The sequence below is a fragment of the Paenisporosarcina quisquiliarum genome (genome assembly GCF_043641925.1).
Classification (GTDB): Bacteria; Bacillota; Bacilli; order Bacillales_A; family Planococcaceae; genus Paenisporosarcina; species Paenisporosarcina quisquiliarum_A.
On record NZ_JBHZRU010000002.1, the window covers coordinates 13,295 to 33,637 of the forward strand.

A 20,343-nucleotide genomic window follows, 5' to 3' on the forward strand; every position below is an offset into this window, starting at 1 on the left:
GCAGGTATAATTTTCACTGTTGAAGATAACGAATGGGGGAGGAATGAATATGTTAGAAAGCATCTTAATAAATATTTTATTTTTAATCTTTCCTATTTTAATTTTTGTTATCTTTTTTGATAGTCGACGTCACTTTTATAATCAAACCTTTCTCGTCTTATTTTCCACAATATCAATGATTTTGTGTATGATTTATCCGATTAAACTTGAAATCGGATTTATTTTCGATTTACGTTACATTCCGTTTATTATCGTTGCCCTTTACGGAGGGTATCAAAAAGTGATTCCTCTTTTTATGGTGTTAAATTTTTATCGATTTATGATAGGTGGCGATGGGATATGGCAATCATTTTTATTTTCGACTGCAATCCTCTTAGTCATTCCGTTCTTCCATCGAAGATTCTTAAAAGCAAATACGAAGAAAAGATTATATATGGCGGTTTCAGCTGCCCTATTTACGATGATTCTTTATTTAGCGACATTAAGTACATTTTTTGAAGAATTAACGAGAGAGTATTGGACACTTGCGACGTACTCTCTTATAACACATGTCATTATTATTTCCTTAAATGTATTGATGATTGAAAAAGTCATTTCAAATATTAATAATCGGGAAAGTTTTCTTCACACGGAACGATTACATGTCATGAGTGAATTGTCAGCAAGTGTGTCTCATGAGATTCGAAATCCATTGACTGTAACGAATGGTTTTCTTCAATTGTTAAAAGAATCTAAGACAATCTCATATGACGAAAAAGTATTTATTGATTATTCCTTACTCGAATTAGAACGCGCCGAAAAGATAGTGAGTGATTTCTTAAGTTATGGCAAACCACAATCTGAAAATATGGTTAACAGCAATCTAAAAGAAGATATGGAATATGTATTAAATATTCTTGGTCCATATGCAAATATGAATCAAGTGAACTTTGATTTTCGGTTTTCTAATACCTTAACGAAGAAATACGATCAAAATCAAATTCAACAAAGCATGATTAATGTAATTAAGAATGGAATAGAATCAATGAAAGAAACCGGGGGGACACTACTCATCACGGTGACTGAAGAACAGCGAGCAATCGTCATACAAGTTCAAGATTATGGTGTTGGCATGACTTCGGATGAAATTTTAGAATTAGGTAAACCATATTATTCTACGAAAACTGAAGGCACGGGTCTCGGTATGTTGATGGTTTATGGAACGATTAGCAAGTTGAAGGGCAAAATTGAGGTAGTCAGCGAAAAGCATAAGGGAACAACTTTTATTATCACATTACCTGTTTAGTATGCGTATGCTTTTCTCGTTTTGTGCTACTATATACACAAGAGAAAGGCGGTCATTACATTGCGTAAAAAGCATGGAAAAATTCAAAAACATCAAAATGTAATCGTCTTTCCAGGGATGGTGGACCGATTAATTTCTGATGGCCTTAAGCACGCTGAAGAATTTCAATATGATTTAGCGGTTAAATCAATACGGCAAGCGTTAACGTACCGTGAAGCAGACGAACAGACACTTGGTGTCTTTGCATATTCTTTATATGAAACACGAGAATTTGAAGAAGCAAAAGTGATTTGTGAAGAATTGCTAAAAATTGGACCCACGTATTACTTTGAAACGGTTGAATTGTATGTCACTATCTTAATGGAGTTGCGTGAATTTGAAAAAATGGAAGAGATTTTATCCGCAGTGATTGATGAAGCACCAATTCCTGCTGATAAACTTGAAAAATTTGAGCAACTGCTTGAACTTGGGAATAAACTCGCTAAACAAAAGAGTAATGAATTTTTATCTGACCTTCCAGAAACACATGTAATTGATACAACCTTATTTGAAATACATACGTTTAGTCGATTTTCTGAAGACAAACAACAACAGCTTTTAGTGGAGCTAGAGGGATCAGATTTAACTCAAGTCGAGGAAGAACTAGTTGCGATTGTGGAACATGATTTATTATCCCCAATTACCAAGTCTTTTGCCTTGCTGTTGATGGTGCACGCCAATATGGATCGAGAAATGACCATAGAAAAATTTGGACGCTCAGCTGCCATCAACCCGAAATTGTTATCCGATCCAGCAGAAACAACAGTGGTTCTAGACGTTTTAAAACTGGTGAAGGATAGACTTGTTCAAAATCCTTCTAAGCTAGAAATGGTAGAGGATCTGATTTTACGTCATTCGTTTGCCACTTATCCTTTTGACTGGTTTGAACATGGTGCTGATGAGGTTGGGAATATGTATATTGATTATGTTAGTGGTATGCTAGGTGAAGATGTTTCATTAGAAGGGAAGCTTTACGATTTTATTATAAAAATTGATATCCTTTTTGAATTGCGTGAGATGTGAAATAAGTTGAAAGTATGCACATGTGTGCTATACTAGAATGGTTGTCAAAATCATAGATAAGCATGAAATTCGCTGAATAAAACGATGGAGGTTGAATATATGTCTGCAAAATGGGAAAAACAAGAAGGTAATACAGGTATTCTAACAATTGAGGTACCTGCTGAAAAAGTTAACGAAGGTTTAGACAAAGCATTTAAAAAGGTTGTAAAAGAAATTAATGTTCCTGGTTTCCGTAAAGGGAAAATGCCTCGCCAAATGTTTGAAAAACGCTTTGGTGTTGAGTCTTTATATCAAGATGCTTTAGATTTCATCCTTCCAGATGCATATGCTAATGCAATTGATGAAGCGGGAATCGATCCTGTTGATCGTCCTGAAATCGATATCGAAACAATGGAAAAAGGTCAAAACTTAGTATTCACAGCTAAAGTAACAGTTAAGCCTGAAGTTACTCTAGGTGATTACAAAGGTCTTGAAGTAACTCAAGAATCTGCTGAAGTTACGGATGAAGAAATTGAAGCTCAATTAAAAGAGCAACAAACTCGTCTTGCAGAATTAGTTATTAAAGAAGACGAAGCAATTGTTAATGGAGATACAGCTGTTATCGATTTCGAAGGATTCTTAGGAGAAGAAGCTTTTGAAGGTGGAGCTGGTGAAGATCACTCACTAGAAATCGGTTCTGGTTCATTTATTCCTGGATTTGAAGAGCAATTAATCGGTTCTAAATCAGGAGACCAAAAAGACGTTGTTGTCACTTTCCCAGAAGAGTACCATGCAGCAGAGCTTGCAGGTAAAGAAGCTACTTTCAAAGTAACTGTGAAAGAAGTTAAAGGAAAAGAACTTCCTGAATTAAATGATGATTTTGCTAAAGAAATGGACAGCGAAGTTGAAGGTATTGACGCACTTCGTACGAAATTAAAAGAGAAAACAGCTGCTGACAAAAAATTAGCTGCTGATTCATCTCTACGTGATCAGTTAGTTGAAAAAGCTGCTGAAAACGCGACAATCGATATTCCAGAAGCAATGATTAATTCAGAAACAGACCGTATGTTAAATGACTTTGGTCAACGTTTACAATCTCAAGGTATGAATTTAGATTTATACTACCAATTCTCTGGTCAAGACGAAAATGCTCTTCGCACACAAATGCAAGAAGATGCAACTAAGCGTGTACGCGTTTCATTAACATTAGAAGCAATCGCTGCAGCTGAAAACTTCGAAGTTTCTGAATCAGATGTGAATGCTGAATTAGAGAAAATGGCTGAACAATTCAACATGCCAGTAGATCAAATTCGCACTGCACTTGGTGGAACTGAAGCTTTAGAGAATGACCTACGTATGCAAAAAACAGTTGAATTTTTAGTTGAAAACGCTAAAATTTCATAATTATAAGAATCATAAGTTATACTGAAACAAGGCGCGGACATTTAGCCCGTGCCTTGTTTTGCACATACATAGAAATGATTATGATTGATACAATAGAAGGAATAGCGATGAAAACAAATTGATTAAGTTTTCGTCAATCTTATTAGTTGATTCCCGTTATAGAATCTTGTAAGATTGTTGCTTGAATAGGGGTGAATATTTTGTTCAAATTTAATGATGAAAAAGGGAATTTAAAGTGTTCCTTCTGTGGAAAATCCCAAGAACAAGTTCGTAAATTGGTCGCTGGACCAGGTGTATATATTTGCGATGAATGTATAGAATTATGTACAGAAATCGTTGAGGAAGAGCTAGGTACGGAAGAAGAAACAGAATTTAAAGAAGTACCTAAGCCAAAAGAAATCATGTCTATATTAGATGAATATGTAATTGGACAAGATAAAGCTAAAAAATCATTAGCTGTTGCAGTTTACAATCATTATAAGCGTATTAACTCAAACAGTAAGATTGATGATGTAGAACTTTCGAAATCGAATATCGTCATCATTGGACCTACTGGTAGTGGTAAAACGTTATTGGCACAAACTCTTGCACGTATACTTAATGTTCCATTTGCTATTGCAGATGCAACCTCATTAACTGAAGCTGGTTATGTTGGGGAAGATGTTGAAAATATTTTACTTAAATTAATCCAATCTGCCGATTATGATGTGGAAAAAGCAGAAAAAGGAATTATTTATATTGATGAAATTGATAAGGTTGCACGTAAATCTGAAAATCCTTCGATTACTCGTGATGTTTCAGGGGAAGGTGTTCAACAAGCCTTATTGAAAATCTTAGAAGGAACAATAGCGAGTGTACCTCCTCAAGGTGGACGTAAACATCCTCATCAGGAATTTATTCAAATTGACACAACAAACATCTTATTTATCGTTGGTGGAGCATTTGATGGAATTGATCAAATCATCAAACGTCGTTTGGGCCAAAAAATTATTGGTTTTGGAGCAGATCCAAATAAAAAAGAAATTGAAGATGCGTCTTTATTATCTTCATTAATCCCTGAAGATTTATTGAAATTCGGATTAATTCCTGAATTCATCGGCCGTTTACCAGTTTTGGCTAATTTGGAACAGTTAAATGAGGATGCTTTAATTCAAATTTTAACTGAACCTAAAAATGCTTTGGTAAAACAATATCAAAAAATGATTGAATTGGATGATGTGAAATTAACATTTGAAGATGATGCATTACTTGAAATTGCTAAACTTGCGATTGATCGTAAAACTGGTGCTCGTGGACTACGTTCTATTATCGAATCCTTAATGTTAGATGTAATGTTTGAATTACCTTCACGTGAAGATATTGTCGAATGTGTCGTTACGAAAGAGACTGTTACTGACAATGCACAGCCAAAATTAATTTTAGCTGACGGTACAGTTTTAAATCAGGATAATAAAAAAACTTCAGCATAAAATAAGCTGATACAGATAAGCTGGCTTCGAGCATGCGTGTGCATACGCGTAAATCGGATGTCAGCTTTTTCTTCCATATGTTTGATTTGCGGGTAAATCGGACAGAATCGGATGGAGGTGAATTCCCGCATGCCAAAGAAAAAAGAGGAAAAAAAAGTTCCATTATTGCCACTTCGTGGGCTTCTTGTCTTCCCTACAATGGTATTACATATTGATGTTGGACGAGAACGATCAGTCGCGGCACTTGAGCAAGCATTGTTAACAGATAATATGGTGTTTTTAGCAACGCAGAAAGAGATGAATGTAGAACAGCCTGTGGAAGATGATTTGTATGAGATTGGTACACTTGCTCATGTGAATCAAATGATTAAACTTCCAAATGGAACAATTAGAGTATTGGTTGAAGGTATTGAGCGTGCTTCTTGGAAAAACTATAAAGAAGACAAGAATTATACGGTCGTACAAGTAGAAACTTCTCCGGATGAACCAGAAAAAACAGCAGAGCATGAAGCTTTAATGAGAATGTTATTACAGTATTTTGAAAAATACTCGAAAGTCTCTAAAAAAGTAACCACTGAAACATATGATACTGTGTCTGATATTGAAGAACCTGGTCGATTAGCTGATATGATTGCTTCTTATTTGCCGCTTAAAGTTAGTGGTAAGCAAGAAGTTCTAGAAATATTTGATACGAAAGAGCGTTTAGAGTGGTTGGTCAATCGCCTACACAATGAACAAGAAGTGTTAGATATGGAAAAGAAAATCAATGCTCGTGTGAAGCAAGCGATGGAACGGACACAAAAGGAATTCTATTTGCGTGAACAAATGAAAGCGATTCAGACTGAGCTTGGTGATCGAGAAGGGAAGACAGGTGAAGTATCAGATCTTCGTAAGAAAATTGATGCATCCGGAATGCCCGAAGCTACACTTAAAGCTGCAATTAAGGAACTCGATCGATATGAGAAATTACCTTCTGCTGCTGCAGAAAGTGGCATCATTCGAAATTATTTAGATTGGCTTGTATCTCTCCCTTGGAAAGATTCGACTGCCGATCGATTAGATATTAATCGAGCTAAAAAAATATTAGACCGTGATCATGATGGTTTAGAAACTGTCAAAGAACGAGTGTTGGAATACCTAGCAGTTCGTCAATTAACAAAATCATTGCGTGGTCCAATTCTATGTCTTGCTGGACCTCCGGGTGTCGGTAAAACTTCTCTAGCTCGTTCAATTGCTGAATCGCTTGGACGCCAATTCGTTCGTATATCATTAGGTGGTGTTCGAGATGAATCTGAAATTAGAGGACATCGACGTACGTATGTCGGCGCTATGCCTGGACGTATCATTCAAGGTATGAAGAAAGCAGGTAAGATTAACCCGGTATTTTTATTAGATGAAATTGATAAAATGTCTAATGATTTTAGGGGCGATCCGAGTGCCGCTATGCTTGAAGTATTAGATCCTGAGCAAAATCATTCATTTAGTGATCACTATATTGAAGAAACGTACGACTTATCTAATGTCTTATTTATTGCAACTGCCAATGATTTAAGTACAATTCCAGGTCCTTTACGCGATCGCATGGAGATCATTACAATTGCTGGGTATACAGAAATGGAAAAACAGTCAATTGCCAAAAATCATTTATTGCCAAAACAATTAAAAGAACATGGCTTAACTAAATCACAATTACAACTTCGTGATGATGCACTTTTGGATTTAATTCGTTACTATACGCGAGAAGCGGGCGTTCGTAGTTTAGAAAGACAAATCGCAGCGATTTGTCGTAAAGCTGCGAAACAAGTGGTTTCCACTGATAAAAAACGAATTGTCATGACTCCAACAAATTTAGAAGAAGTAATTGGTAAGCATAAATTCCGTTATGGACAAGCAGAGACGGAGAATCAAGTGGGTGTTGCAACAGGACTAGCATATACAACGGTCGGTGGAGACACTTTACAAATCGAAGTAGCGTTATCACCTGGTAAAGGGAAACTCCTTTTAACTGGTAAGTTAGGTGATGTTATGAAGGAATCTGCTCAAACAGCATTATCGTTTGTGCGCTCTAAAGCAGAAGAATTGGGTCTTGATACAGACTTCCATGAGAAGTGTGATATTCATATCCACGTTCCTGAAGGCGGAGTTCCAAAGGATGGTCCATCAGCAGGTATAACCATAGCTACTGCATTAGTATCAGCTCTTTCAAAACGTCCAATTAAACGTGAAGTAGGAATGACTGGAGAAATCACATTAAGAGGTCGCGTACTTCCGATTGGTGGTGTAAAAGAGAAGACGCTAAGTGCACATCGTGCTGGTTTAACGACCATTATTTTACCGAAAGACAATGAACGTGATATAGAAGATATACCGGAAAGTGTGCGTGAAGATTTAACGTTCAAACTTGTTTCGCATGCGGATGAAGTGCTAGAAATAGCATTAGAAGGAGGCGTGCAATGAAAGTTCATAACGTAGAATTAGTCATAAGTGCTGTAAGACAAGCACAATATCCAGAGGGTGGGTTGCCAGAGTTTGCTTTAGCTGGACGGTCCAATGTAGGTAAATCCTCATTTATTAATAAAATGATTGGCCGTAAAAGTATGGCTCGTATATCATCTAAACCAGGGAAAACGCAGACATTAAACTTCTATAAAATTGAGGAAAAACTCTTTTTTGTAGATGTACCTGGATATGGCTATGCAAAAGTATCAAAAACATCACGTGAAGCATGGAGCAAGATGATTGAAGAATACATTACGACACGTGATTTACTAAAAGCCGTTATTCAGATTGTCGATCTTCGTCACCCACCGTCAGATGATGATTGCATGATGTATGATTTTCTGAAATATTATAATATCCCGTGTATCGTAATTGCTACGAAAGCGGATAAAATCCCTAAAGGCAAATGGGAGAAACATAAGAAAATGGTACGTGAAGAATTAGACATGGAAGCGCATGATACAATGATTTTATTTTCATCAGAAACAGGTATGGGCTTCGATGCAGCATGGGCAGAAATCGAACGTCGTATGTTACCGACTGAAGAAATTGAATCTGAGTAAGTAAATTTGCATTCCCTAATTTTTTTTCAAAGCCACTCTATCTCGATTTAAATTGAGATAGAGTGGTTTTTCTATTTTTATTGGAAATTTTAAACCGTTATAGTGGGTTTTCGTGTCAGGATGATGATTTACTCGAGTCTTATGGAAACTAGGACATCTGGCAATTCACTCGGTCTTCATGTCTAGACCATTGATATACTTTACTTATATGAGTTAAAATTTCATATTTCCATTTATGTTAAACTAATATTTTTTTGCTGATTGAAATGGAGGCGGCGAATCCAGGGGAATAGCAATCACTTTAGACCCTGGACTGAGCAACGCGAGGGAAGCGGCTAGAGGGAGTGCCCCCGGAAAGCGTCCGCTGCAATGAAAATCAGCAACCTCTTTTTAATCTATAATCACTTCAATTAAGGGCATCGTACATAATATTTGTCAACTTCACTGTATTTACAACAATTTTCGAGGCAAAATGAATTATGTAATCATAACGTTTGTATGCATCCGTTCGTTTTGATACACTTACTTTATAATTATTATAAATAAGAACATGACTCATCCTTGATTTCATAGCTTGTTCACATTTAAAACCTTGTTTTATGAATGGTTATGTTATAATAAAAGGCATGAAATAGAACGTGAGAGGTGTCATGAGGCCATGCATACCATAGTCGTAGGTGTTAATTTTCGTACAGCTCCGGTAGAGATTCGCGAACGATTATCCTTCGTTGAATCCGATTTACCGCAGGCGATGCAAGCACTACAAACGCAAAAAAGCATATTAGAAAATGTCATCGTGTCTACGTGTAACCGAACGGAAATCTATGCGATTGTCGATCAGTTACATACAGGACGATATTATATTAAACAATTCCTTGCCGAATGGTTCAAGCTACCAATCGATTCTTTTTCTCCATATCTTTTCATCTATGAAGCAGATGGAGCGATGGAGCATTTGTTCCGAGTAACTGCTGGAATTGATTCAATGGTTTTAGGGGAAACACAAATTTTGGGTCAGGTGAGAAAAAGCTTTTTAGATGCTCAAGAACGTGGAACAACTGGAACTGTGTTTAATCAATTGTTTAAACAGTCTGTAACACTCGCTAAAAAAGCACATGCTGAAACAGCGATTGGTGAGAATGCTGTTTCTGTCTCTTATGCAGCTGTTGAACTCGGTAAGAAAATATTTGGTTCATTAAAGAATAAACATGTGGTCATTTTAGGTGCAGGAAAAATGGGTGAATTGGCGATTAAAAACCTTCATGGTAGCGGTGCTGAAAAAGTGACTGTTATTAATCGAACATTTGAAAAAGCTCAATTACTTGCTGCTAAATTTGATGGACAAGCTAAGTCTATGCAGGAATTACAATGTGCTTTATTAGAAGCAGATATCTTAATTAGCTCCACAGGTTCAACGGATTTTGTGATTGATTTGGACCTTATGCAATACGTAGAACGTTTACGCAAAGGAAAACCATTATTCATGGTGGACATTGCCGTACCGCGTGATTTGGATCCGCGAATTGGGGAACTTCCTAATGTGTTTTTATATGATATTGATGACCTTCAAGGAATTGTAGAAGCTAATTTAGCTGAGCGTCAACGTGCAGCAAATGAAATCATGTTGATGATTGAAGATGAATTAGTCCAATTTAAAGATTGGCTTGGAACTCTAGGCGTTGTCCCTGTTATTTCGGCACTTCGTCAAAAAGCGTTGCAAATTCAATCGGATACAATGGTAAGCATTGAAAATAAAATGCCGGACCTAACTGATCGTGAACGCAAAATATTAAGTAAGCATACAAAGTCTATTATCAATCAATTACTAAAAGATCCGATTCTTCAAGCGAAAGAATTAGCTTCTTCACCAAAATCACAAGAACAACTCGATTTATTCCAACAGATTTTTGGAATTGAAGAAGAAGTTAAACAAGAGAAAGAAAAACTAATGGCTGTTGCAAAAGAGTCAGTAGACTTTCCTGAAGAAACGAAGAAAGTAACAAATCCAGGGTACTCATATTAAATTCTAGTAGGGAGGCGTTTTCGTTCATGTATGTTAAACTATACATGCGAAAACGCTTTTTCTCATGATGAAAAGAGAGGGGTAAAGCAGTGGTGGATATAACCATGACAAGGTTGCATGAAGGAATGGTCATCCTCTACGCAATTAGTCTTGTCTTTTACTTCATCGATTATTTAGATAAAGATTCAAAAGCATATCGTATTGCCTTTTGGATACTTAGTACGGTATGGATTTTGCAAACAGTATTTTTAGTCTTGTACATAGTGGAAACGCAGAGATTTCCGATTCTCACATTATTTGAGGGAATATACTTTTATGCTTGGTTATTAATCACACTGTCGATTATTTTACATGTAACTTTTCGAGAAAAAGTGCCTGTATTCTTTTTAAATGTGATTGGGTTCATTTTTATAACCATCCATACATTTGCTCCAGTTCAAATTGAACAGTCTTCAGTAGGAGACTCTTTATTGTCCGAGTTGTTATTTATTCATATAACGTTTGCCATACTGTCCTATGTAGCTTTTTCACTGTCCTTTGTATTTTCAGCTTTGTATCATATCTTGTATCGCTTATTAAAGAAAAAGAAATGGACTAAGCAGTATGGGAATTTGCCATCCCTTGGTCAAGCTGAAAAAGGTATGACAGTCTCAATCGGAATTGGTATTCCGTTTTTATTAGTCAGTTTAATTCTCGGATTACAATGGGCATATGTATCGCTTAATGAATTCACCATATTGGATATAAAAATATTTGGATCTATCTTCATATTATTTGTATATGGTTTTCTATTTTATAGACGTCAGAAGGGACTACTTCATGGGACAAGCTATGCTTGGGGGCATGTGTATGCATTTCTCCTCGTATTAGTTAATTTCTTCTTAGGAAGTCGCCTATCTGATTTTCATTTTTGGTATTAAGAGAGGATGTTACAACATTGAGAAAAATTATTGTAGGTTCTAGAAGAAGTAAATTGGCACTAACACAAACGAATTGGTTTATTGATCAAATGAAACAAGCAGGTGCTCCATTTGAATTTGAGGTAAAAGAGATTGTCACAAAAGGTGATCAAATCGTTGATGTTCAACTTTCGAAAGTTGGCGGAAAAGGGTTGTTCGTAAAAGAAATTGAGCAAGCTTTATATGACAAAGAGATTGATTTTGCTGTTCATAGCATGAAAGATATGCCATCTGAGTTACCAGAAGGACTTGTGATTGGTTGTATTCCTCCACGTGAGGATGCACGAGATGCGTTTATATCCACTGGTCATGTGAAGTTTATGGATTTACCAGTTGGAGCTGTTGTAGGTACAAGTAGTTTGCGTCGTTCTGCCCAACTATTACTAATGCGTCCGGACATTGATATTAAATGGATACGTGGGAATGTAGATACACGTTTAGCAAAACTTGAAACGGATGAGTATGATGCGATTATCTTAGCTGCAGCAGGTTTAAAACGCTTAGGTTGGAGTGACGATGTAGTTACTGAATATTTGTCTGTTGAAGATTGTTTGCCAGCAGTTGGACAAGGTGCCCTTGCGATTGAATGCCGTGGTGATGATGCAGAACTATTAGATGAACTTAGCAAGCTAACACATCAAGATACTTGGAAAGCTGTCCATGCAGAACGTGCATTTTTATATGCGATGGATGGTGGGTGTCAAGTTCCGATTGCAGGATTTGCAACGGTACAAAACGATACGATTGAATTTACTGGTTTGGTTGCATCGCCTGATGCAGAGCAAGTATACAAAGAATCTTCTTCAAATGTTGAGCCTGAAACCGCTGGTAAAGAAGTAGCGAAGTCATTAAGTGAACAAGGGGCATATGATTTGATTCAACAAGTGAGAGCCGATTTGAATGTGTAATAAGAATGATTTGCAAGGGCGAACGATTGTCTTTACAAGTCAACCAAAGTCTGATGAGCCGTTTAAATTAGTTGAACGTTTAGGCGGGGATGTGGCTTGCTTTCCGTTAATTCAAGTTATTGAATTCCATAGCCAAGATGAAGTTTTTATTGGAAGATTATCTCTCTATGAATGGCTTATTTTCACCAGCCAAAATGCGGTAGAAATGTTTCGTAAAAAGCTAAATAGACTCGGAATGTCAGTAAGTGAATTGTCTTTTAAAGTGGCGGCAGTCGGAACTAAAACCGCCTCAGCATTAGAAGCAATCGGACTGCAGGTGTCATTTATTCCGACTATTTATAGTGCAGACACTTTTATTAAAGAATTTTCATCTCATTTAAAAGACACAGATCGATGTTTGTTTTTAAAAGGATCACTTGCGAAAGATACCATTAGAAATGGATTAGAACATGTAGATGAGTGGACTGTGTATGAAACGACACCTAATGTTAAAAATGCAGTGGAGTTAGCTAAATACTTAAAATCTAATCCACGAGTATGTATAACATTTGCTAGTCCGTCAGCTGTTCATAATTTTTCGAACCATGTTTATTCACAAGTGCTCTTAACAACAGTAAGATTTGCTGCGATTGGTCATATTACGGCTAAAAGCTTAATTGACCACGGCTTGCCTGTCCATATACAAGCTAAATCGTACACTTATTTAGCACTAATTGATGAAATTGCAAAATGGAAGGATGTTGAAAGTAAATGAAAGATCTTCAATTTAACAGACATCGTCGTTTACGTAACAATGAAACAATTCGCGCGATGGTACGTGAAACGACCTTACATACGAATGATTTAATCTATCCAATTTTTGTTGCAGAAGGCTCAAAAATACGAAACCCTATTTCTTCAATGCCCGGTGTTTATCAACTATCTCTAGATAATTTAGGGGAAGAAATTGATGAAGTGGTAGCACTAGGAATACCATCTGTCATACTCTTTGGAATTCCTCTAGAAAAGGATGCAGAAGGCACACAAGCTTATCATGATCACGGTATCATTCAAGAAGCCATTCGGTTTGTTAAAGAACGTCAACCGAACTTAATGGTTATTGCCGATACATGTTTATGTGAGTACACAGACCATGGTCATTGTGGCATTATCGAAAATGGCCAAGTGTTAAATGATCCGACATTGGATTTACTTGCACGCACAGCAATCGCACAAGCTAAAGCTGGCGCAGATATTATCGCCCCATCTAATATGATGGATGGTTTCGTAGCAGCAATCCGATATGGGTTGGATGAAGCAGGGTTTGCTCATTTACCAATCATGTCTTATGCAGTAAAATACGCGTCAGCTTATTATGGTCCTTTTCGAGATGCAGCTAACAGTACACCTCAATTTGGCGATCGTAAATCATACCAAATGGATTACGCAAATCGGAATGAAGCGATGCGAGAAGCTACATCTGATGTAGAAGAAGGCGCAGATTTCTTAATCGTAAAACCTGCATTATCGTATTTAGATATCGTACGTGATGTGAAAAATAACTTTGACATTCCAGTTGTTGCTTACAATGTAAGTGGAGAATATGCAATGGTCAAAGCAGCTGCACAAAATGGCTGGATTGATGAAGAAAAGATTGTTCTTGAAACGTTAACAAGTATGAAGCGTGCAGGCGCAGATTTAATTATGACGTACCATGCAAAAGACGTGGCACGTTGGTTGGGGGCTAAATAATGGGACGTTCTTACGAAAAATCAAAACAAGCATTTTCAGAAGCCGTAAAATTAATGCCAGGTGGAGTAAATAGTCCAGTCCGTGCATTTAAATCAGTTGATATGGATCCAATCTTCATGGCAAGTGGAAAAGGCGCAACAATCACTGATATTGATGGCAATGACTATATTGACTATGTTTTATCATGGGGACCTCTAATCTTAGGACATTCACATCCAGATGTAGTATCAGCTATTCAAAAAGTTGCAGAAACAGGGACGAGCTTTGGTGCTCCAACTGTTGTTGAAAATGATTTAGCGAAGCTTGTAATGGAAAGAGTGCCATCGATCGAAATGGTTCGAATGGTTTCGTCTGGCACAGAAGCTACAATGAGTGCTTTACGCGCAGCTCGAGGATTTACAGGACGCAATAAAATACTGAAATTCGAAGGTTGTTATCACGGACATGGCGACAGCTTATTGATTAAAGCTGGGTCAGGTGTTGCTACCCTAGGCTTACCAGACAGTCCTGGTGTTCCTGAATCAGTGGCGAAAAATACTATCACAGTAGCTTACAATGACTTAGAAAGCGTACGAGAAGCTTTCAAACAACATGGTGATGATTTAGCTGCCATCATTGTTGAACCTGTAGCTGGGAATATGGGTGTAGTTGGACCGGAACCAGGTTTCTTAGAAGGACTTCGTGACTTATCAACAGAGAACGGAACAGTTCTTATCTTTGATGAAGTTATGACAGGTTTCCGTGTTGGTTATCATTGTGCACAAGGTCATTTCAACGTAAAACCTGACCTCACATGTCTTGGTAAAGTAATTGGTGGAGGACTACCTGTAGGGGCATATGGCGGTAAGCTTGAGATCATGTCTCAAATTGCACCGAGTGGTCCAATATATCAAGCGGGAACATTGTCAGGAAATCCTCTAGCTATGACTGCAGGGCTTGAGACATTGTCTCGATTAACACCTGAGACTTATGGTCATTTCAATAAATTAGCTGATCTTTTAGAGACTGGTTTCCGTGAAGCGGCAACGAAATACAATATTCCACACACAGTTAACCGAGCTGGCTCTATGATTGGTTTCTTCTTTACGAATGAAACCGTAACAAATTATGATATCGCGAAGACGTCAGATCTTCAGTTATTTGCAAAATATTACCGACTAATGGCGGAAGAAGGCATTTTCTTACCACCGTCTCAATTTGAAGGGATGTTCCTATCTGCTGCTCATACGGAAGCAGATATTGCAAAAACAGTTGAAACATTCCATAAAGTATTTGCTCAATTAGTCTAACTTTTTTGTCCTGGTACTCCTATGAGTACCAGGGCTTTTTTCAATGGGCTTAGTTAACAAAAACTATATAGAGATTCGTTGTGTATCCTTTCCTATTTGGAAAATCTGATGGATCATCTTAACAGACAGTTCGTGTTAAATAAAATCTAGGTCTTTCTTTGAAGAGCTTTTAATCCGAAAGACTAATCCTAAGGGGGATGTTGTCTCAGTACATAACAGAGACTTTCAGTGAATATGAGGTGTAAAGAATGCAAAAACAGTGGTTGATTTTTCGGACGTTCTTAATTGCCGCATTAAGTGGGTTAGCCTTCTATAAAATCGGTATATTCTTACCATGGTTACTAGGACCGATGATTGCTTTATTACTTTTAAGACAGGTCACGAAACTTGAGTTTATTTGGCCAAAGCTATTAAGACAAATAGGACTGATTATTTTAGGTGTTCAAATTGGTTCTTCATTTACAAAACAAGCAATAGAGCTTATGTGGTATGATTTTCCGTTAATGATTCTATTAACCGTTTCAGTTGTGGGGATGGCTTTAGTATTAAGCATCTTGTTTATGAAGATGTCTGGTGAATCTTTAGCTACTTCCATATTAGGTTCACTTCCTGGTGGACTTTCTCAAATGGTTTTATTGAGCGAAGAAGTAAAAACAGCTAATTCTACGGTCGTGACCTTAATGCAAACTTTCCGTATTTTTGCTGTTGTAACGATTGTTCCATTTTTAACCGCATGGATTCCGAAAGGGACTCACTTTGATGAGTTGTCATTAACTGACGTAACATCTTTTAATGTCTCACATTTTTTATTTTTTATTGGAATGGGTGTGACTTTCTTTATCCTCATGAAAAGAATTCATTTTCCTTTACCTGAATTAATGGCCCCAATCCTATCTATGGCCATTGTTCAATTTATCACGGATCATTCTGTTGTAGAAGTACCTACGCTGCTTCTGATCGTATCCCAAATTTTCGTCGGAGCGCACTTAGGATTGCAACTTGAAAAAGTATCTGAGCTTTTTACATTCCGATTATTTTGGTCGATATTAGGAACGAATGTTTTACTCATTACATTTTGTGCATTTATGGCCTATTTACTAATGTTCATCCATCCGGTGAATTCTTTTCTCGACTTCTTTATAAGTGCGGCACCAGGAGGCATTGCGGAAATGTCAATTACGGCACTTGAAACTGGAGCAGATTTATCCACCGTTACAAGTTTTCATTTGTTTCGCATCTTTTTCATACTTTTATTGGCAGGACCTCTTGTGACAATGGCTTTAAAAAAATGGGTTAAATCATAATTCTATGTTCCCTCGCATACAATCTTTCACAGATAGTTGTGAAGGAGGACAAGAATTGGAAAAAGTAAATTGGTCATTCCAAGAAGTTTTTTATTTTCCAGAAAGTTTTGGCACACCGACCGGAACGACGCTTGTAGAAGTAAAACCTAGATTCGAATTTCAACAAAAGGACGGATATTGTTGTCTAAATGGAATTTACCATATTTCTGCTTATGTGGCGTTTGAACCTGGTCAATGTGACCATCATGGGATATCAGATTGGGTATCAATTGAAGATTTAGAGATGAATGGTGAACACGGTTACTTTGAATATGCCGTTCCTCACTCCATTGAGCTACCAGCGGATTACAATCAAAGTCAAAACGTTCCGGAGTTTACGATTACGAAAATTGATCCAATCGTTACAAATGACAAAACGCTTCAGATTGACTGGGCAGTGGATTGTGCTTATGAAAGGTTGGTTCAGCCTGAATTGCAGGTTGAAGAAAGTTCATCTTCTTCATCGTCTTCTTCAAGTCACGAAGTGATCGAATCATCAGAAGTGACGGGTAAATCCAAACCGTTTTTCTTAAAAGAATTGAAAGAAACCTATTCGGTTTACCAAGTCAAATAATATCTTTTTGGAATAAAAATAAAATCGCAATTAATAGACATAATAATAAAAAATCAAATGTTGTTGGAAGAAAAATCGTTCGAATTAATTCAAACACGGTAATCGGCAAAATGATATTTTTACAATAAAATCGGGTCTTTCGTAACCATGGGGGAAGTAGGTAGGGATTATATCCTCGTCTCATAAAAATCTCCTTTCAAAAAAACTTGACTTCATATTGGAAGTTCCGATACAATTGGTTCAATTAAATATCGATGCTTTGATTGGGAAGAGTAAAATCACGTCGTTATCATTAGAGAGGAAACATTTGGTGAAAGTTTCCGTTAGCGCGTATTTGAATGTCGCCCAGGAGCAGTATCTGTGAACGAACTTGAGTAGCAGATGCCGGTTTAAAACCGTTAAGAATCTTGAGAGCGTGATGATGTTTTTTTGTCATCTGCGAATAAAGGTGGTACCGCGAACAACTCCTTCGTCCTTTTTGTGACGATAGGAGTTTTTTTATTTCCCAAAAATAAGGAGGAACTGAAAATGACTGAACAAAAACCTCAATTATCAACAAAGTACGATCCGAAATCCATTGAACAAGGACGCTATGAATGGTGGCTAAATGGTAAGTTTTTTGAAGCTCAACCTGGCAGTGATAAAGAACCTTATACGATTGTTATTCCACCACCGAACGTTACGGGTAAACTTCACTTAGGCCATGCATGGGATACAACATTGCAAGACATCTTAATTCGAATGAAGCGCATGCAAGGTTATGATGCATTATGGTTACCAGGGATGGACCATGCAGGAATTGCAACTCAAGCGAAAGTAGAAGAAAAGCTTCGCTCAGAAGGCAAATCTCGCTACGATCTTGGTCGTGAAGCCTTTGTCAAAGAGACATGGAAGTGGAAGGATGAGTATGCAGGTCATATTCGTCAGCAATGGTCGAAACTTGGTTTAGGTCTCGATTATTCACGGGAACGTTTTACCTTAGATGATGGTCTTTCAAATGCAGTAAAAGAAGTATTTGTGAAACTGTACAACAAAGGTTTAATCTACCGCGGCGAACGAATTATTAACTGGGATCCAGCGACTAAAACAGCCTTATCCGATATCGAAGTAATTCACCAAGATGTACAGGGTGCTTTCTATCATATGCGTTACCCACTAACAGATGGTACTGGACATATTGAAGTTGCGACAACTAGACCTGAAACGATGCTAGGGGATACGGCTGTAGCGGTTCATCCTGAAGATGATCGTTACAAGCACTTGATCGGAAAAACGGTGACATTGCCGATTATTGGACGTGAAATTCCAATTGTTGCAGATGACTATGTGGATAAGGATTTTGGAAGCGGTGCGGTAAAAATTACACCAGCACATGACCCAAATGACTTTGAAATTGGGAATCGCCACAATTTAGAACGAGTTCTAGTTATGAATGAAGACGGATCAATGAATAAAAATGCAGCTCAATATGAAGGGCAAGATCGTTTTGCATGCCGTAAACAAATTGTTGCAGACTTAAAAGAAGCGGGCATATTATTCAAAATTGAAGAACATGCGCATTCAGTTGGACACTCTGAACGCAGTGGTGCAGTGGTTGAACCCTATTTATCAACACAGTGGTTTGTTAATATGCAACCTCTTGCAGATGCAGCAATTCAATTGCAGCAAGGCGAAGATAAAGTTAATTTCGTACCTGAACGATTTGAAAATACGTATATGCGTTGGATGGAAAATATCCGTGATTGGTGTATTTCGCGTCAATTATGGTGGGGACATCGCATTCCAGCTTGGTACCATAACGAAACAGGTGAAATTTATGTGGGACATGAAGCACCTGTAGATGCTGAAAATTGGAAGCAAGACGAAGATGTTTTAGATACATGGTTCTCTTCAGCGTTATGGCCTTTCTCAACTATGGGTTGGCCGGATGAAGAAAATGCTGAATTTAAACGATATTACCCAACTGATGTTTTAGTGACAGGTTATGACATTATTTTCTTCTGGGTATCTCGTATGATTTTCCAAGGAATCGAATTCACTGAACAACGTCCATTTGACGATGTTTTAATTCATGGATTAGTTCGTGCAGAAGACGGTCGCAAAATGTCGAAATCACTTGGTAACGGTGTGGATCCAATGGACGTAATCGATCAATACGGAGCGGATGCTCTTCGATACTTCCTTTCAACCGGTTCGTCTCCAGGACAAGATTTACGTTTCTCTATTGAAAAAGTAGAGTCCGTTTGGAACTTTGCCAATAAAATCTGGAATGCATCACGCTTTGCAATGATGAATATGGAAGGCATGAAGTTCGAAGATATTGATTTGTCTGGAGAAAAATCAGTTGCAGATGCATGGATCTTAACTCGTTTAAATGAAACAATTGATCAAGTAACGAAGCTAGCTGAAAAATACGAGTTCGGTGAAGTAGGTCGTGCTTTGTATAACTTCATCTGGGATGATTTCTGTGATTGGTATATTGAAATGGCGAAATTGCCATTATACGGTGAAGATGAAGAAGCGAAGAAGATGACAAGATCGGTATTGGCTTACGTATTAGACAATACGATGCGTTTACTACATCCGTTTATGCCATTCATAACAGAAGAAATTTGGCAAAGCCTACCGCACGAAGGTGAATCTATTACGATTGCCGCATGGCCAACGGTTAATGAATCATTAACGGACAGTAAAAAAGCATCTAGTATGAAATTACTTTCTGATATAATTCGTGCAGTTCGTACAATCCGAGCAGAAGTTCAAACGCCAATGAGCAAAAAAGTGCCATTGTTTATTTCAACTAAAGATGCAGAAACATTAGTGATCTTAGAAGAAAATGCAATGTATTTGGAGAAGTTCTGTAACCCTGAGCCACTTGTATTAGGTCAAGATATTCAAGCACCTGGTCAATCTATGTCGAGTGTCGTTTCAGGAGCTGAACTATTCTTACCATTAGAAGGTTTAATTGATATTGGGGCAGAGACAGCTCGATTAGAAAAAGAATTAGAAAAATGGGCAAAAGAAGTTAAACTCGTTCAAGGAAAACTATCGAACGAACGATTCGTATCAAAAGCTCCTGATGCCGTAGTTGCTGAAGAGCGTGCAAAAGAACAAGATTATCTTGAAAAGTATGCAACTGTTGAAAAACGATTAGCTGAGCTTAAAAATCTTTAATTTTAGTGAATGTCCCAAACTTTTGTGTTTGGGGCATTTTTATATGGACTTGGAATGAAGGTTGATTTCAATTAGGACAGA

The 20,343-nt window shown here is 37.4% G+C and carries 16 protein-coding genes and 1 other annotated feature; of the genes, 15 read left to right on the forward strand and 1 reads right to left on the reverse strand.

Features of this window, described 5'->3' with window-relative positions; genetic code table 11:
* The first annotated feature begins 49 nt into the window (after positions 1–49).
* The 14 genes from ACHUE4_RS01795 to ACHUE4_RS01860 all read left to right on the forward strand — a co-directional run bounded on the left by ACHUE4_RS01795 (position 50) and on the right by ACHUE4_RS01860 (position 17,088).
* Entirely contained in the window at positions 50–1,285 is a 1,236-nt protein-coding gene (locus ACHUE4_RS01795) for an ATP-binding protein (RefSeq protein ID WP_394187573.1), read from the forward strand.
* Between the two features lie 60 nt (positions 1,286–1,345).
* Positions 1,346–2,347, forward strand: coding sequence for a tetratricopeptide repeat protein (locus ACHUE4_RS01800; RefSeq protein WP_394187574.1), 1,002 nt, complete (start codon positions 1,346–1,348; stop codon positions 2,345–2,347).
* Between the two features lie 99 nt (positions 2,348–2,446).
* A complete protein-coding gene (gene tig, locus ACHUE4_RS01805) occupies positions 2,447–3,730 on the forward strand; it encodes a trigger factor (protein WP_394187575.1) in 1,284 nt (427 codons plus the stop codon).
* A 200-nt stretch (positions 3,731–3,930) separates the two neighbouring features.
* Positions 3,931–5,199 carry an ATP-dependent protease ATP-binding subunit ClpX gene (gene clpX / locus ACHUE4_RS01810; protein ID WP_394187576.1) on the forward strand — a complete coding sequence of 423 codons (1,269 nt, stop codon included), beginning with the start codon at positions 3,931–3,933 and terminating at the stop codon, positions 5,197–5,199.
* A 129-nt stretch (positions 5,200–5,328) separates the two neighbouring features.
* On the forward strand, positions 5,329–7,656 hold the full coding sequence (gene lon, locus ACHUE4_RS01815) for an endopeptidase La (protein WP_394187577.1): 2,328 nt from the start codon (positions 5,329–5,331) through the stop codon (positions 7,654–7,656).
* A complete protein-coding gene (yihA, locus tag ACHUE4_RS01820) occupies positions 7,653–8,261 on the forward strand; it encodes a ribosome biogenesis GTP-binding protein YihA/YsxC (protein ID WP_394187578.1) in 609 nt (202 codons plus the stop codon). Before lon ends, yihA begins: the two co-directional genes overlap by 4 nt.
* 658 nt (positions 8,262–8,919) lie before the next feature.
* Positions 8,920–10,284 (forward strand): glutamyl-tRNA reductase, encoded by a 1,365-nt coding sequence (gene hemA, locus ACHUE4_RS01825; RefSeq protein ID WP_394187579.1) that lies wholly within the window; start codon positions 8,920–8,922, stop codon positions 10,282–10,284.
* Between the two features lie 89 nt (positions 10,285–10,373).
* Complete coding sequence (locus tag ACHUE4_RS01830) at positions 10,374–11,204, forward strand: cytochrome C assembly family protein (protein WP_394187580.1); 831 nt, start codon at positions 10,374–10,376, stop codon at positions 11,202–11,204.
* 17 nt (positions 11,205–11,221) lie between these two features.
* On the forward strand, positions 11,222–12,151 hold the full coding sequence (gene hemC / locus ACHUE4_RS01835) for a hydroxymethylbilane synthase (RefSeq protein ID WP_394187581.1): 930 nt from the start codon (positions 11,222–11,224) through the stop codon (positions 12,149–12,151).
* The gene (locus ACHUE4_RS01840; RefSeq protein WP_394187582.1) at positions 12,144–12,905 is read left to right on the forward strand and encodes a uroporphyrinogen-III synthase; all 762 of its coding nucleotides are present in this window, start codon (positions 12,144–12,146) and stop codon (positions 12,903–12,905) included. Before hemC ends, ACHUE4_RS01840 begins: the two co-directional genes overlap by 8 nt.
* Positions 12,902–13,882, forward strand: a complete 981-nt coding sequence (hemB, locus tag ACHUE4_RS01845; protein ID WP_394187583.1) for a porphobilinogen synthase — start codon at positions 12,902–12,904, stop codon at positions 13,880–13,882. The genes ACHUE4_RS01840 and hemB overlap by 4 nt, the downstream gene beginning before the upstream one ends.
* The gene (hemL, locus tag ACHUE4_RS01850; protein ID WP_394187584.1) at positions 13,882–15,171 is read left to right on the forward strand and encodes a glutamate-1-semialdehyde 2,1-aminomutase; all 1,290 of its coding nucleotides are present in this window, start codon (positions 13,882–13,884) and stop codon (positions 15,169–15,171) included. The genes hemB and hemL overlap by 1 nt, the downstream gene beginning before the upstream one ends.
* Before the next feature lie 248 nt (positions 15,172–15,419).
* Complete coding sequence (locus tag ACHUE4_RS01855) at positions 15,420–16,475, forward strand: AbrB family transcriptional regulator (protein WP_394187585.1); 1,056 nt, start codon at positions 15,420–15,422, stop codon at positions 16,473–16,475.
* Between the two features lie 55 nt (positions 16,476–16,530).
* Positions 16,531–17,088 carry a hypothetical protein gene (locus ACHUE4_RS01860; RefSeq protein ID WP_394187586.1) on the forward strand — a complete coding sequence of 186 codons (558 nt, stop codon included), beginning with the start codon at positions 16,531–16,533 and terminating at the stop codon, positions 17,086–17,088.
* Here the strand turns inward: ACHUE4_RS01860 and ACHUE4_RS01865 are convergent.
* Entirely contained in the window at positions 17,081–17,272 is a 192-nt protein-coding gene (locus ACHUE4_RS01865) for a hypothetical protein (protein WP_394187587.1), read from the reverse strand. The genes ACHUE4_RS01860 and ACHUE4_RS01865 overlap by 8 nt on opposite strands.
* A gap of 66 nt (positions 17,273–17,338) precedes the next feature.
* Positions 17,339–17,568: a binding site (T-box leader), on the forward strand.
* Positions 17,569–17,616: 48 nt separating this feature from the next.
* On the opposite strand from ACHUE4_RS01865, the gene ACHUE4_RS01870 reads away from it, so the two are divergent.
* Entirely contained in the window at positions 17,617–20,262 is a 2,646-nt protein-coding gene (locus ACHUE4_RS01870; protein WP_394187588.1) for a valine--tRNA ligase, read from the forward strand.
* Positions 20,263–20,343: the final 81 nt, after the last annotated feature.

What these genes read in the sequence shown, in the direction of transcription:
- ACHUE4_RS01795 (WP_394187573.1), top strand. Translation starts at nt 50, where the DNA reads ATGTTAGAAAGCATCTTAATAAATATTTTATTTTTAATCTTTCCTATT.
- tig (WP_394187575.1), top strand. Translation starts at nt 2,447, where the DNA reads ATGTCTGCAAAATGGGAAAAACAAGAAGGTAATACAGGTATTCTAACA.
- lon (WP_394187577.1), top strand. Translation starts at nt 5,329, where the DNA reads ATGCCAAAGAAAAAAGAGGAAAAAAAAGTTCCATTATTGCCACTTCGT.
- yihA (WP_394187578.1), top strand. Translation starts at nt 7,653, where the DNA reads ATGAAAGTTCATAACGTAGAATTAGTCATAAGTGCTGTAAGACAAGCA.
- hemA (WP_394187579.1), top strand. Translation starts at nt 8,920, where the DNA reads ATGCATACCATAGTCGTAGGTGTTAATTTTCGTACAGCTCCGGTAGAG.
- ACHUE4_RS01840 (WP_394187582.1), top strand. Translation starts at nt 12,144, where the DNA reads ATGTGTAATAAGAATGATTTGCAAGGGCGAACGATTGTCTTTACAAGT.
- hemB (WP_394187583.1), top strand. Translation starts at nt 12,902, where the DNA reads ATGAAAGATCTTCAATTTAACAGACATCGTCGTTTACGTAACAATGAA.
- hemL (WP_394187584.1), top strand. Translation starts at nt 13,882, where the DNA reads ATGGGACGTTCTTACGAAAAATCAAAACAAGCATTTTCAGAAGCCGTA.
- ACHUE4_RS01855 (WP_394187585.1), top strand. Translation starts at nt 15,420, where the DNA reads ATGCAAAAACAGTGGTTGATTTTTCGGACGTTCTTAATTGCCGCATTA.
- ACHUE4_RS01865 (WP_394187587.1), bottom strand. Translation starts at nt 17,272, where the DNA reads ATGAGACGAGGATATAATCCCTACCTACTTCCCCCATGGTTACGAAAG.
- ACHUE4_RS01870 (WP_394187588.1), top strand. Translation starts at nt 17,617, where the DNA reads ATGACTGAACAAAAACCTCAATTATCAACAAAGTACGATCCGAAATCC.